We start from the raw sequence: 16,949 nt of genomic DNA, 5'->3' as shown, positions 1-16,949 counted from the left end.
ATTAATTTCGGCGTTTTTATTTTTATGGAAAAACGGGGATGACGCCAAGTCATCCCCGCATGTGTCTTCAGGCTTATTTCAGCTGGTCTTCTTTGTAATAACCGCCATCAACGAGAACCTGCTTGTAGTTCTCCTTGGTAACGGCAACCGGCTTCAGCAGGTAGGACGGAACGACCTTGACGCCATTTTCATAGGTCTTGGTGTCGTTTACCTCAGGCTCCTTGCCCTGCAGAACGGCATTCACCATGTCGACGGTAACCTTCGCGAGTTCGCGGGTATCCTTGAAGATGGTGGAATACTGTTCGCCTGCAATGATCGACTTGACCGACGGGACTTCAGCGTCCTGACCGGAAACGACCGGCAGCGGCTGGTCCTTCGAACCATAACCAACGCCCTTCAGCGAGGAGATGATGCCGATGGACAGACCGTCGTAAGGCGACAGAACGGCGTCAACCTTGGCGTCGGTGTAATAAGCCGACAGCAGGTTATCCATACGGGCCTGGGCCGTTGCCGGATCCCAACGCAGCGTACCGACCTTGTCCATGCCCATCTGGCCGGACTTCACGACCAGCTTGCCGCTGTCGATGTAAGGCTTCAGAACCGACATTGCGCCGTCATAGAAGAAGAAGGCGTTGTTATCGTCAGGAGAACCGCCGAACAGCTCGATGTTGAAGGGACCCTTGCCGTCCTTCAGGCCAAGCTTGTCAACGATCGAAGTCGCCTGCAGAACGCCAACCTGGAAGTTGTCGAACGTTGCGTAGTAGCTGACGTCGCCGCTGTTGCGGATAAGGCGGTCATAAGCGATGACCTTGATGCCCTGCTCGCCAGCCTGCTTCAGAACGTCCGAAAGCGTGGTGCCGTCGATCGAGGCGATCACGAGGACTTTCACGCCCTTGGTGACCATGTTTTCGATCTGGGACAGCTGGTTCGGAATGTCGTCGTCGGCATATTGCAGGTCGGTCGTGTAACCGGCTTCCTGCAGCTGCTTGACGATGTTGTTGCCGTCATCGATCCAGCGAGCGGAAGACTTGGTCGGCATGGCAATGCCGACGGAACCCTTGTCCTGCGCGAAAGCCGGTGCTGCGAAGGAAGCAGCACCGATGGCACAAGCCGCCATCAGCGAAATAATGGACTTCATTAACTCTCTCCCTTGAACCCTTTTCTGGCACCCGCATGTTGCGGCGCACCATGAAATTCATGCCGTCAGAGGAAGGAGCCGCGTTCGGCCCGTTCCGATCTCGCAGCTGCGAAATTGAACAGATGCCGCTCCTCCCCGGCATCCCGCAAACTGTTCTGAATCCATATAACTGTCAAATAGAATAAATCTGTTTCCATATATCAATTTCGCTATATTAAATCGATACAATAAGCGATGAGTGGGTATAAACACGCGAATGAACAACCAAAAAGTGTATGAGCAGGCGCAAACAACAGAGGCCCTTTTCGTCTTTGAAGACAACCCGCTTCTGCGCGCCGGATTAAAGATGAGCCATCTGCGCATGCTGGTCATGATCGAGGAACACGGGCAGGTCAGCGCCGCCGCAGCGGCCATGAACATAACACAGCCGGCGGCCTCGCGCATGCTTTCCGAAATGGAAGCCATCGTCAAAAGCCCGCTCTGTCAAAGGGCCTCGCGCGGCGTGGTGCTGACCAAATTCGGCGAGGCACTGGCCCGTCGGGCGCGCACCATATTGCTGGAGCTGCGCGAGGCGAGCCGCGAGCTTAACCAGATGAAATCCGGCAGCGGTGGCTCGGTCTATATCGGCGCCGTCACGGCACCCGCCATCAGCCTTGTGGTTCCCGCCATCAAGCGGGCGACGGACACCTATCCCGGCATCGAGATCAACGTGCAGGTGGAAAGCAGCAATGTGCTGGCCCGGGAGTTGCTGGCCGCGCGTCACGATTTCATCATCGGCCGCATTCCTGACGATTTCGACCCCGGCCTGTTTTCCATCCATGAAATCGGCATCGAGCGCGCCTGTCTGGTGGTCGGCGAAGGCCACCCCCTGCTTGGCGGCGAGCCGGTAACGTTGAACGATCTTTCCGCCTACGATTGGGTTTTCCAGCCGCCCGGCGCCCTGCTGCGCAGAACGATGGAGGACGTGTTCCTTACCCATGGCGTTGCCATGCCGCGCAATATCATCAACACGCCGTCCATGCTTCTGACGCTCGCGCTGATCTGCAACACCAATGCGATTGCGCCGATCGCGCAGGACATGGCCGAATTCGTGGCCGGCCAGCAGGCCGGCATCGGCCGCACCCGCATCCTGCCGACGGATTTCGAACTTGTGGTCAAGCCCTACAGCATCATCACCACCAAAGGCCGCGTTTTGCCGCCCAGCGCCCGGCTGCTTTACGATCTGGTACTGGATGAAAGCCGAAAGCTGACCTGGCCATGATGATGACCCCATGGGGGCCGCGACGAGGTGGCAAGCCAGACGCCACCTTCATCTTATAAACAGGCCGGATGTACGAGCCGGCGCAGGGGAACAGCCGCATGCTTTTCGGACAATCCGTCTTCCAGTCGGTCGTTGAAAGACTGAAGCAGGAAAGAGAAGAGGAAGCCGCGGAACCGCCGCCGCCAGTCAACCACCGCATCGTCGGTTTCAATTCCGGTTTTGTCGTCGGCTCACCCTCTGCTGCGCCGCAACCGGGAAATGGCGGCCTCGACGCCTATCTCGCCTTTCTGGCCGAACCGGCACCACCGCCTGAACCCCAGCCGGAGCCAGAGCCGGAACCCATGCCGGCCCATCTCGAAAAGACCTCGCTCGCGGATGTGTCAACGGAACTGGCGATCCATGAAACCGACACCGCCGCAACGCTTGCGGAAAAACGCCGCGCCTTTGCCCGTCTCAACCACCCCGACGGCGTGAAACCGGAATTCCGGCACAATGCGACCCTGCGCATGACCGCGGCAAATCTGCTGATCGACCAGGCGATACGGATGCTGAAAACTTAAATCATGCAATGCAAGGCAGCGATGCCTGCCAAAGGATATGCCGCTGTCAGCCGGCGTCGTTTTTATCGACGGGTGCGTTATCGGCGGGTTCGTCTGGCGCAGCCTTGTCCGCTCCGCCCTTGGCCGCATCATCAACGCTCACGGGTTTGAATTTCACCAGCAGCTCATAGGCCGCATAGGCGGCGATGCCGCCGACGATCGTGCCCCAGAAAAACTCGCGATTGACGAATTCGATCACCGCCCAGGCCGCACAGAAACCGACGATCAGCAACCTGACCCATAAAGGGCGATAAAGCGGATGGCTGGTATCGATGTTCAGCATGGCGTTCCCGTTTCCGGCCTTTTCCGCCACACCGCGCTCTTACGGCATCGGGTGACCAAAGGCATATGCAGGTCGTCTTGGCCGTTTCACAGGAAAATTGCAACGCAAATCGAGCCGCCACCGATCAGGCTGTCGTGAAAATACCGGAACGGCAAATCACCATGCACAGCCCGGCGAGCCGGTGGTTCGGCCCGGCCCGCACTTTCCGGGTCGTTGCTCGCAGAGCAGTCCCCAGTCGATGAGAGCCCCGCTTAGTCCCGCAGACGTCCAAGCAGCGACAGCAGCTGGTCGCGGGCTTTCTTGCCGCCAATCCTGTCGATCAGCTTTTCCTCACGGTCGCGCCATGAATCGGAAAGACTGTCGAGAAGGCGGCTGCCTTCCTCGGTCATATCGAGAAAATGAACACGCCTGTCCTCTTCCGACCGGCGGCGGACAAGCAGCCCCTTGTCTTCCATGCTGTCGACGATCGCGACGAAATTAGCGCGCTGGATGCCGAGCGCTTCCGCCACATCGCTCTGTTTCAGGCCCGGATTGCCACCAACAATGACGAGAACCGAAAAATCAGCCGGTCGCAATCCCCGTTCCGCCAGCACATCGGAGAACCCATTTGCCACGGCAAGTTGCGAGTGCCGCAAATGATAGCCGATCGCCGTCGTCAACAGTCCATAGTCAATTGCCGTAAGATGCACCGGTTCCACTCCGTCGCTTTCGGCCTTTTCCGCCCGCGGCCCGTTGCTATGTGCCAATCGCAAAGCCATCCGATCCCCCGCTTGATTCGTTCCTTTACCCTGCCGAAATCATAACCGACAACGTTCCAAAACTGTATCCCAAATAAATGTAGATGATACTAATATTGTATAATAATTTGACAGTTAATCCGCAAAAACCCAAACCTCGCTTCCAGGCCGCCATCCGGAGGCCGGGAAAAATATGACTATTTACCCGCCGATTTTGAGGGTATCGCACGGCCCGCCGCACCGCGTTTGAAAGGCATCGCGCCAATCCCAGCGCCTGCCCGTGGTGGCGGCAAAACAGCAACAGGATCAGGCGATAACATACTACTTATAGGGGAAACCCGATTTCAACAGAAAAAGCAATACGCCAAACGACGCATTGTTTCCGGAACCCGCACAAAGGCATCAGCACCCCACAACAAACCGCGTCTCACCCCGGCAGAAAAACACGTGCCGTTTCGCAAATCTCTGATTTTTAGACATTGATGCGGAAAGAAAGCTGGGGTATGAACCAACCGCTGCACGCGATTCAAGCGTGACCGCTGCACCCGTAGCTCAGCTGGATAGAGTGTTGGATTCCGATTCCAAAGGTCACAGGTTCGAATCCTGTCGGGTGCGCCATTATTTCAATCACTTGGCAAATGAGATTGAAACTATCTCACCCGAAAGGGAGCGCGCCGCTGCGCCCAGGGTAAAATTCTTCCATTGTTTCTAATGGCGCTGTAAGCGCCCATGACAAACCAGCGCCGATCGGTATCGCGCAGGTAGATCGCCGATTGAATTTTTCGCAGGCTCCATTGTCATATCGGCCAATGAAAACCGCTTTATGGCCGTGCGTGAATTTGAGGGACGTATCATTGTCGCGGTTTTTTTCGCCCTTTGGGCTCGCAGTGCCTGTCCGTGATTTCAATGCGGCCAGCCAGCGCCAGGGAAAGGAGGTTCTGATGCCTGTTAAATTTTCTTCGAAACGTTTGCTCACGCAAAAGGAAGAGGTGGAAGTCCTGCGGATGATCGCATCTGATGCGGATGCCCCCGGAAGCCACGGACGAACAAATCGCCCTGGCAAAGCCATTTCGCAAGTTTTTCCCTGGCCTTGGAAAAAGCATCGATCGGGAACTCGCCCGTCGCGGCAGGCCAAAAGCGGAAACGTTGAAAACGCCCGTTACGATCCGGCTCGACCCCGAAGTTGTGGAGCACTACAAAGCCATGGGTAAGGTTTGGCAGTCGCGCATAAACAGCGACTTGAGAAAGCTGTCCGGTCTTCATTGAGCCCGCAATGCAAAGCCGCCCAACGTTAACCTCCTTGAACATCGGCGGAGATATCCCCGCCGATGTTCCTGCAAATAACCGACCGTCGTTTAAAACTCCTGCCAGTCATCCTTTGACGTATCCACCGCCGCATTGCCGGAGAAGGCGGAGGCGAGCTTGCGGCCCAGCGCGCGGACGGGGGATGCGACCGGCCTGTCGTTGCCGCCGGCATTGCGAACCGGAGCGGGCTGGCTCTTCTGCTGATAGGCGGCTTCACCAAGCCTGAACTGCGAGAGCAGCTGGTTAAGCGAGGCGACCTCCTTGGCGAGGCTGTGGCTTGCGGCATTGGTTTCTTCCACCATCGCCGCATTTTTCTGCGTGTCCTGATCCATCTGGTTGACGGCCGTATTGATCTGCTGGAGGCCGGAAGACTGCTCCTGTGCGGATTCCACAATGGAAACCACGTGCCGGTTGATCTCCTGCACTTCCGAGACGATGGTCGCCAGCGCCTTGCCGGTGTCGCCCACCAGCTGAACACCCTGCTGCACCTGATCGTTGGACGTGGTGATCAGCGCCTTGATTTCCTTCGCCGCACTGGCGGAGCGCTGCGCAAGCTCGCGCACTTCCTGCGCGACGACAGCAAATCCCTTGCCGGCCTCGCCCGCACGCGCGGCCTCCACACCGGCATTCAGCGCCAGAAGATTGGTCTGGAAGGCGATTTCGTCGATCACACCGATGATATTGCTGATCTCATTGGCGGATTTGGCGATCTGTTCCATGGCGACCACGGCGCGGCGCACCACTTCGCCGGATTGTTCGGCACCCGCCTTGGCGCGGCTGACGATCTGGCCGGCTTCTTGCGCGCGCTTGGTGGAATCGCGCACCGTGGTGGTGATCTCTTCCAGGGCGGCGGCGGTTTCTTCCACGGCTGCGGCCTGCTGTTCCGTGCGCTTGGCAAGATCATCGGCGGCCGATTTGATCTCGTTTGCGCCGGCACCGATGCCACCGGCATTCTGCGCAACCTTGGTCAGCGCGCCCTGCAGCTTTTCAGCCGACATGTTGAAGTCGTTGCGAACGCCATCCAGCGCTGCCGTGAACGGCTGGCCGATGCGATAGGAAACATCGCCTTCGGACAGTTTCGACAGACCTGCAGCGAGATTATCGACTGCGAACTTAACGTCGGCCGCTTCGCGCGCCTTCTGCTGCTCACGCTCGATGCGGTCCTTTTCCGACAGGCTACGATTGGCTTCGGTTTCCTGCTCGAGGCGGATACGCTCGAGCGCATTTTCGCGGAATACCTGAACGGCTTTGGCCATCTGGCCGACTTCGTCTCCGCGGCCCGTGCCGTCGATTTCCGCCGCCGTCTCGCCGCCGGCCAGTGCCACCATCCGTTCGCGCAGGCGGGCAATCGGCGCGGTGATGCCACGCGACGCCACGAAAATCGCCAGAATGACACCGATGGAGAAAACAAATCCGATCGCGGCAAGCGATGTCAGGATCGTCGAGTTGGTCTGATCCGTCAGATCGTCACTACCCTTGATGACGCCTTTTGCCAGCTTGTCCAGCAGCGCCGCCATCTCAACGGCGGCGGGGCGAATGGAGGCATCAGCCTTCAGCATCTCCGCTGCCGCTTCCGCGGAGCGATCTGCGATGCCAAATTCGACCGCCTTGTCGGTAATCGCGGTAATCTCCTGCGATTTCGCCATAAAGCCGTTGATGGCAGTGGCCTCTTCGGGAAAGGCCGCCTTCACATTGTTGAGGCGCATCACCAGCAGCCGCTTGCTCTCGGTATAAAATTCCCTGGCAACCTTTATATCCGGCCCGCTCGCATCATAGGCCATCACCTGATAGGCACCATAGGCAACCGCGGCGAGATTTCGGTTGGCCCGCGCAAGCTCCACCAGAGCGGCGTTGTCATTGGCAATGAAGAACGAATAGGCCGTATCCGCCTCCTTGTAACGGCTGGACATGAAGGCGGTCGCGGCGAGACCGACGATGCAGAGCGGCAGAATAAGCGACAGGATTTTGGTGCGAATGCTGGCGTTTTGAAGGAAAGACACGGAAACCTCACGTCAATGAAAAACCGCTCCTTCCCCGTGCCGGAGGTGTTCGGCAAAACTGACATTGCACGTCGAACGCCTCGATCATTGAGGCTTCGCGAGACGCATCACCGGCCCGAGCCGCGATTTGCATCATGCATGCGCCCGCCAAAAGTGATGCCCGCCCCTCAAATATCGACAGGTTACCTTCTAGAGCACAGGCGACCCGAAAGAGAGCGGAGGCGCATTTCGAGAGAAATGGAGCGCGGCCAATTTGCTGGATGCCGATCACCATTCCTTGTTCGACAAAATGATTATAGTCAAAAACTTTACAATTCCTTCATGTCCCTCGGGCCTGCAGAATATTAGGATTATAAAGCGGCGACAGGTATTTCTGCCGCCTGCTTTGCCGAACGAAGCAGCGCCTGCAACACGCATTCGCAGCCAGCCAGGCCATCATCCGCTTCGGGCAAAAGTCCGAGCTTTGCGCATCATCGTCCAGCGCTGAACCAGTGCGGCCAGCAGGGCAAGACCGGTCATGGCGGCAAAGACCACCGCGATATCGCGATAGGCCGTTGCAAAACCGAACCGGGCAATCCAAGGCTGGCTCGCCAGCGGCGAGATGAAATGCCCGAGGAACATCGATGCCGTGACGATGCCGGCGATACGCCCGCGCAGCCGCAGCGGTGCAAGCATGATCGTCGTGGACATGATGGCCGGCATCACAAGGCCAAGACCAAGCCCCGCCACGCCAACCGCCGACAGCATGAAAACCAGCCCGTCTGCCATGGCAAGCAGCGCAAATCCCGTCGCCATCAGCACCAGCCCGACGGCAAGAATGGCGGCCACACCCATATGCCTGCGCAATCTTGCAAAATTGAGCGCCGTCAGCGCACCCGCCAGATTGAAGATGCCAATCGCATATCCCGCAACACTGCCGGAAAACACGCCGAGTTCACGCATGAAAAACGGCAATTGCGAAGGGATGGTGTAAAACAGCGCGTTGACGAGAAACACTGCCACCGCCAGCACGGCCACCAGAGGCCAATTGACCGCAAAAGCCGGCCCGCCCGCCCCGCCGCGGCTATCGCCCCTCGCCGGCTCCTTCAGGAATAGCAGGGCCGCCGGCAGAATGAGCAGGGCGATGGCATAGACCGCAAAGGGTGCGCGCCAGTGAATATCTGCCAGCAATCCACCCGCGACGACGAAAAAGACACCGCCAAGCTGGGTGAAAGCCTGCTGCAGCCCCAGATAACGCTCCCGTGCCGGCCCCTCGAAATAGTCGCCCACCAACGCCGTGCCGATCGTCATGATGCCGCCGATCGCCAGACCCAGAAACGCCCGTCCACCGAGCAGACCCGCAAGGCTGTCGGTAAAAAGACCGGATATGCCGGAAAGGCTGTAAAGCAGGATCGCACCCAGCAGCAGCCGTTTGCGGCCGAAGCGGTCCGCCAGCATTCCGGCGACGGGCGCGCAGAGCGCAACGAAAACCGATGGCAAGGTCAACACCATACGGCTCAACAGCCCGACATTGGCTGTCGACAGGAAGTTCTGTTCGATGGCGGGCAGCGAGGGCGCAACCGTCGTTCCGGCCATGATGGTGAGTGTGGCGACAAACAGCAGGGTGATTTTCAGCGCCGTGGAATTTTCAGCCATCGTCACGCCTCCCTGGAAGGGGAACGCGGGTTGCGGGCGCGGCCAGATATGATCCGTAGGGAGAGTATGATATCGCTCATGGAACGTCCTTCAACAGTGTTCCATGCTCTGATAATTCCTCAACATTAGTTGAGGTCAATAGCTGCGATGAAAAAATGTACCCCATCAACGGCGGATGGCGTCTCCAGTCCTGCCACTCGCCCGGCGGATCAGCACTTGCGCGCACCGGCACGAACCGGCATCGTCCCGCCAGACATCGTCCGCAACGAACAGCCTATGATGTGGGGCGCGAAAGAGGCTTCGGCACCATTATCCCGTCATCATCGGCGCGGGCCGGCTCCCGCCGTTTCTCATCCTGGACCAAGCTGGCAGTTGCCTGCAGATGCAGGCCCATCACGGCGACGATAAGGAAAAACCAGACGAAACCCGCACTCAGCATGAGGATCGTTTCCAGAAAGCTGTAGAGCAGCACATAAAGCCAGACGCCGACATAAAGCCGCGTCAGCGGGCTTTTGCGCGTGGCCTCATCCATCTTGCCAAGATAATGAAGCGGCAGCAGATAGATCCACACCAGCACCAGCACCAGGCCCGGAATGCCGGCCGCAAGCACAAGGTCGAAATAGGCATTATGCGCAGCCGGCGCGGTCGCCGCCCAGCTGTTGTTTTCAATGGAGCTCGATAATAGCGCATCGCTGCGCCAGAAGGCCTGATACCCGTAGCCGAGAACCGGTCGCTGATGGATATAATCAATGGCGATGGTCCAGATATCGGTTCTGCCCGTGAAACTGGCGTCGATCCCCATATTGGTCAGCATCTGCGAAAAGACCGGATCGACAGTGGTGCCGATCACCACCGTCGTGAAGACCACCATCAGCAGGGTCACGACCAGATACCGCCATTGTGGCCAGCGCACGATGAACCAGCCTGTACCGATGATGATCGGCATCAGCCCAAGCGCCGTCTTGCCGCCTGACTTCACCAGAAAGATCAGCGACAGCAGTAGAACCACCATCCCCCCGAAGAAGGACCAGCGCCTGCAAAGGTAGATCCCGACGATGATCAGCACCGACATGATCGAGGCGGCCTCGTTCTTGTGATTGAAGACACCCCGCCAGTTGCCCGCAAGAAACGGCTCCAGCGCATCGCTGACCTGATGAATCGACCGTCCGGGCAGGGCCGCGATCCCGAAATAGCACAGGAACAGGATAATCCACACGCAGAAGGCAAGCATGGTGGTGAAATGCCGCTCGGTGCGCGGTAACTGCAGGAAACCATCGGCAAGCGCACAGATGATGGCGCACATGACCAGCCGCCGCAGCGAGAACATCGGCGCTTCGCCCACCACCGAAGTGAATGCATACCAGCCGAAAATCGCCGCGATCAGCAGGCGCGGTGCAAAGAGGATCGAGAATGATTTTTCCTTCGCCATGAACGCCACGAAGCTGAAAAGCAGAATGATCGCGGTGAGCTGGTTGAGAAGGCTGGAGCCGGCTGCCATGGCGGAGCCGGAATAGGTGGAGGAAAGTGAAACATAGGGCGAAAAGCCGATCGTGAAGTAAAGGAAGGTCACATAAAACAATGCGTCCCGCCAATAGCCACGCCCCTGTCCGTCGTCCGCTGCATCCATAAGGGGTTTTTCTCTTCCTTTTTCCACGTCAGCACACATCGTATCCGATGCTTCATCCCCGTCACAGGAATATCCAGCAAAAATCCTATTTTTTAGTTATGCATAATGCACGGAAGAATAGTAATTCCGTCTTTTTCTTTTGTTATAAAGGGATAGATCCGCAAACAGAGAAATGGCGCATCATTCTGGAGGTCAGTTTGGGGAGCGATGGAATTTCCGCCGGAAACAATTTTGTGAATTGATATCAAATATTTGATTTTATTAATATCATAACGAAATATAACCTCGAATAAATTACTTCCATCTGCGCTGCAGAAGGACAATTTGGGCGTATTGAGGGTATGACTCCAGGCTCTCTTTAGCGTATATTAACAACTTAAGATATATCCTAGAGTTGATCTCATAATTGCGCATAAGGCTGGAGACCTAAGGTGGACGTTCCAAGACACACCAACATGGACGATGGCGATATCGGTCAATCGACACGGTGCACGGGCAAGCCCGGAACGGTCGGCATTCGCCCCATGCGCAAGGACGATGTCGAGGCTGTCGAGGCGGTTCTCAACAGCGCTTTCAAGAAGACCGGGCGTGACGTAAATTTCGATTTCCGCTCCTATGTCGAGACATTGTTCTTCAGCAGCCCCACATTTGATCCGGAATATGGCAGCGTCGTCTATGATGCGGGGGAGAACAGGGTCACTAGCGTCATCCTCGCAGTCCCCATGCGGTTTATCGCGAATGGAAAAGCCATTACCGCCAGGTTATTGTGCGCTTTCGCATCAGATGGGAAACTCGGCGCGCTGGGGGCTGCCCGCCTGTCTCGCAGCATGCGGGCAACGAAACATGACATGCTGTTTTCGGACACGGCCTCCCCCGTCAGCGCCGATCACTGGGTGGCGATCGGCGGCAATATGATGCCGATCGAAAGCCTGCAATGGCACAAGGCCCTCAAGCCCTTCTGCACGATTGCGCTGCGCATGCCGCGACGCTCGAAACTGGCCAAGACCACCCTTGCCCTGTCGGCGCTTGGATTTATCGACGGTATCCTGCGGTCATGGAAAAAAGGCTTGAGGCCGCATCAGGTCGCCGGCGCCAGGGTAAAAACCGTGGATTTCGAGACATTCCGCCGCAAGGCGCTGACGATGATCGAGCGGTTTTCCATTCGTCCCGAATGGTCTCACGAGGAGTTTCACTGGCTGATAGAAATGAGCAGGGCCAATGAGAGCCTCGGTGAACTGAAAAGCCTGACGATCGAGACCGCAGAAGGCCATGTCATGGGCGCCGCGCTGTTTTTTGGCCAGCCGGGAAGAACCGCTTATGTGCTCAATCTCGTCTGCGATGCCGGCCGTGAAAACGACGTGCTCAACACCCTGTTCCGCCATTTCGACGACGAGAACTACGCCCACGTCACCGGCATGTCACAGCCCTTTCTCATAAACGCGCTGTACCGCCAGAACCATATGAGCTTTCGCCATGACGGATATTTCTGCATGGCAACCCGGGATGAAGCCCTGCGCGATCGAGCGATTGCCGGCGACATCTATATTGGCGGGCTATGCTCGGAAAGCTGGAGCAAGCTTATAACCGACTATTGAGCCGCCCCCACGCCCTTGGCGCAGAAGGCAGGCTGCAAGCGTTTTTACGCCTTGGTGAAACGCTGGACATTCGCCGAGATCAGGTGGCGCAGCGCCTTTGCATAACGTTTGGAGCGCGTCTTGGCTGCCAGCGCGCTGGTCCAGTCCACCATCGAGCCGTTGATATCGAAGTCTCCCAGCTGCCCCTCGGGAACGTCACCCTTTTCGATACGCTCGACGATGGACCCCAGCGCCGCGTAAAATTCCGGCGAGCGATAGGGCGGATGTAGCGAATACATGCCCTTCCCCGTCCCGAGAAAATCCAGCCGGTGCACGCCCACGCGCATCATGTTGGTGCTCAGCACCTCTTCGGCGGGCATCGAGACCGGCTGCTGGTTATAGGCATAGGAGCGGATACGCCGCTTGGCATCGGGCCGCAGCAGTTCCAGAGAGCCGATCCGCTTGGTGAAGCGGTCCATGTCGATCATGAAAAGCCGCGTGGAGACAGTGGCAAAACGCCATGTCGGGATGCGCGATGGCAGCTTGCGCGGCTCAGGGATGTTCCTCACCCCCGGCATGCCGACATGGCGGGAAATATCAAGATCGCCGCGCACCGTCGGCGGTCCGGAAAATGGCGTGATGCAAAGGGCATCCGGGTTGGCCTTCTGCAGGGCAACGGCCTCTTCGAACCAGCTCTGGCTGCCGCCGCCAAACATCATGTCGCTGTCCATATGCAGCACATAACGGGCATTGGCGCGTTTCAGCCCGTAGAAATACACATGAAACGGCCCCCCGTCGAAGGCCTTGGCCGGATAGGGGATCGGCGAGCGCGAAAAGAAGGTCTTTGCCACCAGGTTGCGCGCCGCATCGCTGTAATCAACCACATCCACATGCAGATGCGGATAATTGGTCTGCATTTCCTCCAGCATGTCGAAAAGGCGTTTGCTGGCCGCATCAAAGCCGTTGCCCTTGTAACGGCCCGCTCCGACCTGCCCGGTATCAACAGTCAGAAGAATGCGGTCCACCTGACCGCCCCAGACCCGCAGCTGATGCGGCAGGGTAAGGGCCGCATGCGGAGCATCGAAGGGATGCAGATTGATCTGCAGCGCCTTCTGTACGGGAGGAAGCGACGTTTCAGCACTCATGCTCATGCACCACGGTTCCGGAATTCATTGATGACGGCCATCATCGGTTTTTCGTTGAAGCTCCAGTCCAGCGGCAGCGGCCGGTTGGGCGTGCCGTCCCGGCGCGGATAGGCCCAGCGTATCCAGCTATATTGGTCCGAAATACCCCAGGTCGTGATCGAGGAAAGCCCGCCACCCGCCGAGGCCGCTTCCAGAAAATCGAGGACCTGGCCGTTGATCAGCATATCGCGCTCGGCCTCCGGGCCGGGCAGCGTCTGGTCCATCACATCCAGCTCGGTCACCAGAATGGCAAGACCGTAGCTGCGCATTTCCGTAGCGAACGCGGCAAGCTCGTCCTTGGCGATCGGCCAGCCGCCGCGCAGATGTCCCTGCAGGCCGATGGCGTTGATCGGCGCGCCCTTCTCAAGCAATTCGAGAATAAGGTTGCGGAAGGCCGCGCGTTTGGCCGGCGATTTTTCAACCGCGAATTCCACATCATATTCGTTGAGAACGAGCTGCGCCTTCGGATCGACTGCATGCGCAATATCGAAGGCCTTCTTGATGGCGTCCGATCCCGCCCCGTAATACCAGGCATCCCGCCGCGCGCGCACATTGCCCGGCACATCGGGGATCGGCTCATTGACCACGTCCCAGCTGTGGATCACGTCCTTGTAACGCTCCATCACCTTGACGATATGGGTCTCCATCAGCTTCTCGACCTTGCCGCCGCCGCCGATACTCGCAAGCCAGGGCGCGTTGGAGGCGTACCAGATCAGCGGATGGCCGTGCATGGAAAGCTTGTGCTGGCGCGCAAAGTTGGCGATTGCATCCGCGGCGGCGAAATCGAACACGTCAGCGGAAGGCCGCATGACCTCCCATTTCATTTCGGTAACCGGGGTGATGCGCGAGCAATATTTGACAACAGCCTCGCCAATGCGGCTATCGGCATTGAGATCCGGCAGATAAACCGCCGCACCATAAGGGGCAGTTTTGACCGGCGCTTTCTTCTGCGCGGCAAGGGTCGGGCCGGCCATGGCATGCAACAGGCCGGCACTCGCCGCACCGCCCAGAAAATTCCGCCGCCCGATCCGCATTCACCCGCCTCCGCAACCCTCGCGTATCAACGTCCGAAAGGACGCAACCACGCTCTAATTCTCAAAACATAACATCTCGATCATGCCAAAAGGATATTAAAGATTTGCAAGGTTAACCGACGCTATACCACGTCATAATTGGCGAGGTCCGCTTAATCCGGTAGTAACTTCGCTGTGCGAATTCTTGGCCCACCCTTATGGAGTTGAAAACCTTGGTTTCCGTTTCGATTGTCATTCCCGTTCGCAACGGCGAGCGTTACATCGTGGAAGCGATCGAAAGCGTCCTGCTTCAGGGCGAGACCATCCGCGAGGTGCTGGTGGTCGATGACGGCTCCACCGATACCACCGCGCAGAAGGTGGAAGGTTTTTCCGATCCACGGGTCAAATTGCTCGCCCGGCCGCAGGGCCGGCAGGGCGTTTCCGCCGTGCGCAATTTCGGCCTGTCGCAGGCACGCGGCGAATGGACGATGTTTCTCGATGCCGACGACCGGCTGAAGCCGGGTGCCATCGCCGCTCTTTGCGCCGGTATCTCCGGCCCCGACGTCGTTGCCGTCTATGGCGATTATGAGCGCATCGACGAAAACGGCGCCAAGATCGGCCGGCGCAATCTCATTCGCCGCCGTGAAAAGCCTGACGGTTTTATCCTCCAGCCGCTGCTGGGCGGGAACTTCATCGTCAATGGCGGCATCATGCTGGTCAGGACCCGCATCTTTCAGGATTTCGGCGGCTTTGACGAGACATTGCGTTATGCGGAAGACTGGTATGGCTGGTGCAGGCTCGCCGCCGCCGGCCGCTTTGTCTATCTGCCCGGCTGCCACGTTCTCGATTACCGGGTGCACCGGACGAGCGTGATGATGAACCGGCTTTTGACCTTCCGGGATTGCGAGCCGGCCATCGAGGCGGTGTTTTCCGACGCCGCCATCGTCGCCGCCATTTCCCCGCAGGAACTGCGGCGGCTTCGCCACAAATCCGAAAACCACATGAATGCCTATACCGTGGCGCAGGCTTTCCGCGCCCGCCGTTACCGCGAGGCCTTTAAGGCACTTGCCGATACGCTCATTCATCGCCCCCGCCAAAGCCTCAGGGCCGTCGTTTTTTCCGCCGCAGCGCTTGCCGGTATTTAGGAGTTTCCATGCCCGAGATCATGCCGGAAGCGGTGGTGTGCATTCCCAGTTTCCGCCGGCCCGAAGGCCTGCGAAAGACGCTTTTGTCGCTGGCGGCCCAGAAGGTCGATTTTCCCTTCGCCATCGTCGTGGTCGATAATGATGGCGCAGGCCAGCAGGGCCTTGCCGTCGCGCGTGCGTTTTTTGGTGAAAGCGGCATGGCCGGCCAGACGCTGGTGGAGCCGACACAGGGCAATTGTTACGCCATCAATACCGCCTTCCGCACCGCCCGGCAGAGCTATCCATCCGCTCAATGGTTCCTGATGATCGATGATGACGAGGCCGCCTCCCCCGTCTGGCTCGCCGAAATGGTGTCGGCGGCCAAGTCCTTCGGCGCCGATATCGTCGGCGGACCGGTCAACCGTGAATTCGACGCACCCGCGCCAAAGGCAGTGCTGTCACATCCGCTGTTCGGCTCCATCGAAGCGCCGACCGGTCCCGTCGAGCAGATCCATGGATCGGGCAATTGTCTGATTTCGCGAAAAATTTTCGAGAGCTTGCCGAAACCGGAATTCGACGTGCGGTTCAATTTCCTCGGCGGCGGCGATATGGATTTCTTCACCCGCTGCCGCAAGGCCGGTTTCAAATTCGCCTGGAGCGCTCAGGCCCTCATCATCGAATATGTGCCGGAAAACCGCATGGCACCGCGCTGGATCATGGAGCGCTCGCTCAGAACCGGCATCATCAATTACAGCATCGACCGCGCTCGCCGTCCCGGCCTCAAGGGTGGACTGCTGCTTGCCGCCAAGAACGTCGTCAGCCTGGGCCTCTCGCTTATCCGCGCTGTTGCCGCTTTCCTGAAAACCGGGGCGCTGCTGCCCGCCACCCATCCGCCGCTGATGTCCCTCGGCCGCGTGATGGCGAGCCTGGGCATCACGCTCACGCCCTATAAGGCGCCGGTGAAAAAGACCTGATATTCCTCATTACGGGTGCCCGTATCAGCCCAGCGTTTTTTCCCTGCCCAGCGAAAGCGCATTCATGCGTTTCTGGAAACCGAGGGAAGAAAAGACGGCTGCAAGAATGAGAAGCGGAACGAGAACCGGCCAAAAGAAACAAAGCACGATACCGGTCACCCGGTAAAAATCCCAATCCCTGTCGCGGCGAGCGCCTTCAATATAGGTCATGGCGAGAGAGGTAACAGTGCCAATCCCATAAACAAAAAGAGAAATGGACGTAATGACCATCGCTGCCCTCAAATATCTCTGATTCGAATAAATTTATAATATTTTCCCAGTGTAGCGCCGTTGCGCGCAGTTGCAACGAATTTCAGCGGCAAGGCGCATCGTTTCAATACGTTAGGGTGATCTCATATAGACTGGCGCGCGCGGTTTTCAAAAAATCCGCTGCGCAATCAAAGGTGCGGATGGCAAAACGGACGATGGCAAAGCCGCCGTTTCCTCTCCGCTTCG

Annotated in this window: 14 protein-coding genes, 1 tRNA gene and 1 pseudogene; 7 read left to right on the top strand and 9 right to left on the bottom strand. The window is 58.1% G+C overall.

Translation table 11 applies throughout. The features are described 5' to 3' along the window. Window positions 1-73: 73 nt before the first annotated feature. Entirely contained in the window at window positions 74-1,138 is a 1,065-nt protein-coding gene (chvE, locus tag M0412_RS01145; protein WP_142840472.1) for a sugar ABC transporter substrate-binding protein ChvE, read from the bottom strand. Window positions 1,139-1,394: 256 nt separating this feature from the next. On the opposite strand from chvE, the gene M0412_RS01140 reads away from it, so the two are divergent. Both M0412_RS01140 and M0412_RS01135 read left to right on the top strand, forming a co-directional pair. Further along, a complete protein-coding gene (locus M0412_RS01140) occupies window positions 1,395-2,399 on the top strand; it encodes a LysR family transcriptional regulator (RefSeq protein WP_269701917.1) in 1,005 nt (334 codons plus the stop codon). Between the two features lie 98 nt (window positions 2,400-2,497). Then, window positions 2,498-2,959, top strand: a complete 462-nt coding sequence (locus tag M0412_RS01135) for a hypothetical protein (RefSeq protein ID WP_269701915.1) — start codon at window positions 2,498-2,500, stop codon at window positions 2,957-2,959. A gap of 46 nt (window positions 2,960-3,005) precedes the next feature. On the opposite strand, the gene M0412_RS01130 is transcribed toward M0412_RS01135, so the two are convergent. Then, window positions 3,006-3,281 carry a hypothetical protein gene (locus M0412_RS01130; protein ID WP_142840476.1) on the bottom strand — a complete coding sequence of 92 codons (276 nt, stop codon included), beginning with the start codon at window positions 3,279-3,281 and terminating at the stop codon, window positions 3,006-3,008. 251 nt (window positions 3,282-3,532) lie between these two features. Beyond that, on the bottom strand, window positions 3,533-4,039 hold the full coding sequence (locus M0412_RS01125; RefSeq protein ID WP_142840477.1) for a MarR family winged helix-turn-helix transcriptional regulator: 507 nt from the start codon (window positions 4,037-4,039) through the stop codon (window positions 3,533-3,535). 520 nt (window positions 4,040-4,559) lie between these two features. On the opposite strand from M0412_RS01125, the gene M0412_RS01120 reads away from it, so the two are divergent. Then, window positions 4,560-4,636 (top strand) — tRNA-Arg (locus tag M0412_RS01120). Window positions 4,637-4,959: 323 nt separating this feature from the next. Further along, window positions 4,960-5,284, top strand: a pseudogene (locus tag M0412_RS01115) (BrnA antitoxin family protein). Window positions 5,285-5,373: 89 nt separating this feature from the next. Here M0412_RS01115 and M0412_RS01110 read toward each other — a convergent pair. The 3 genes from M0412_RS01110 to M0412_RS01100 form a co-directional block, all read right to left on the bottom strand. Beyond that, window positions 5,374-7,323 carry a methyl-accepting chemotaxis protein gene (locus tag M0412_RS01110; RefSeq protein ID WP_269701912.1) on the bottom strand — a complete coding sequence of 650 codons (1,950 nt, stop codon included), beginning with the start codon at window positions 7,321-7,323 and terminating at the stop codon, window positions 5,374-5,376. Between the two features lie 435 nt (window positions 7,324-7,758). After that, window positions 7,759-8,958, bottom strand: coding sequence for an MFS transporter (locus M0412_RS01105; protein WP_269701909.1), 1,200 nt, complete (start codon window positions 8,956-8,958; stop codon window positions 7,759-7,761). 274 nt (window positions 8,959-9,232) lie between these two features. Then, window positions 9,233-10,585 carry an O-antigen ligase gene (locus M0412_RS01100; RefSeq protein ID WP_269701907.1) on the bottom strand — a complete coding sequence of 451 codons (1,353 nt, stop codon included), beginning with the start codon at window positions 10,583-10,585 and terminating at the stop codon, window positions 9,233-9,235. A gap of 524 nt (window positions 10,586-11,109) precedes the next feature. Here M0412_RS01100 and M0412_RS01095 point away from each other — a divergent pair. Beyond that, window positions 11,110-12,180, top strand: coding sequence for a GNAT family N-acetyltransferase (locus tag M0412_RS01095; protein WP_269702236.1), 1,071 nt, complete (start codon window positions 11,110-11,112; stop codon window positions 12,178-12,180). 44 nt (window positions 12,181-12,224) lie between these two features. Here M0412_RS01095 and uppG read toward each other — a convergent pair whose 3' ends face one another. After that, on the bottom strand, window positions 12,225-13,304 hold the full coding sequence (uppG, locus tag M0412_RS01090; RefSeq protein ID WP_269701905.1) for a polysaccharide biosynthesis glycosyltransferase UppG: 1,080 nt from the start codon (window positions 13,302-13,304) through the stop codon (window positions 12,225-12,227). 2 nt (window positions 13,305-13,306) lie between these two features. Next, on the bottom strand, window positions 13,307-14,377 hold the full coding sequence (gene uppI / locus M0412_RS01085; RefSeq protein ID WP_269701903.1) for a polysaccharide biosynthesis UDP-hexose transferase UppI: 1,071 nt from the start codon (window positions 14,375-14,377) through the stop codon (window positions 13,307-13,309). Window positions 14,378-14,589: 212 nt separating this feature from the next. On the opposite strand from uppI, the gene uppH reads away from it, so the two are divergent. Both uppH and uppJ read left to right on the top strand, forming a co-directional pair. Continuing rightward, a complete protein-coding gene (gene uppH / locus M0412_RS01080) occupies window positions 14,590-15,501 on the top strand; it encodes a polysaccharide biosynthesis endo-1,4-beta-xylanase UppH (RefSeq protein ID WP_269701901.1) in 912 nt (303 codons plus the stop codon). Between the two features lie 8 nt (window positions 15,502-15,509). Further along, on the top strand, window positions 15,510-16,454 hold the full coding sequence (gene uppJ / locus M0412_RS01075) for a polysaccharide biosynthesis UDP-hexose transferase UppJ (protein ID WP_269701899.1): 945 nt from the start codon (window positions 15,510-15,512) through the stop codon (window positions 16,452-16,454). Between the two features lie 24 nt (window positions 16,455-16,478). Here the strand turns inward: uppJ and M0412_RS01070 are convergent, their stop codons facing one another. Continuing rightward, window positions 16,479-16,724: a hypothetical protein gene (locus tag M0412_RS01070; RefSeq protein ID WP_269701897.1), complete on the bottom strand. Its 246-nt coding sequence runs from the start codon at window positions 16,722-16,724 to the stop codon at window positions 16,479-16,481. Window positions 16,725-16,949: the final 225 nt, after the last annotated feature.

Origin of the sequence: Agrobacterium sp. O3.4 (assembly GCF_041414895.1) — a bacterium.
GTDB classification, from domain to species: domain Bacteria; phylum Pseudomonadota; class Alphaproteobacteria; order Rhizobiales; family Rhizobiaceae; genus Agrobacterium; species Agrobacterium cucumeris.
The sequence above is the reverse complement of the archived record's forward strand: the minus strand, read 5'-3'. Positions and strand labels throughout refer to the sequence as shown.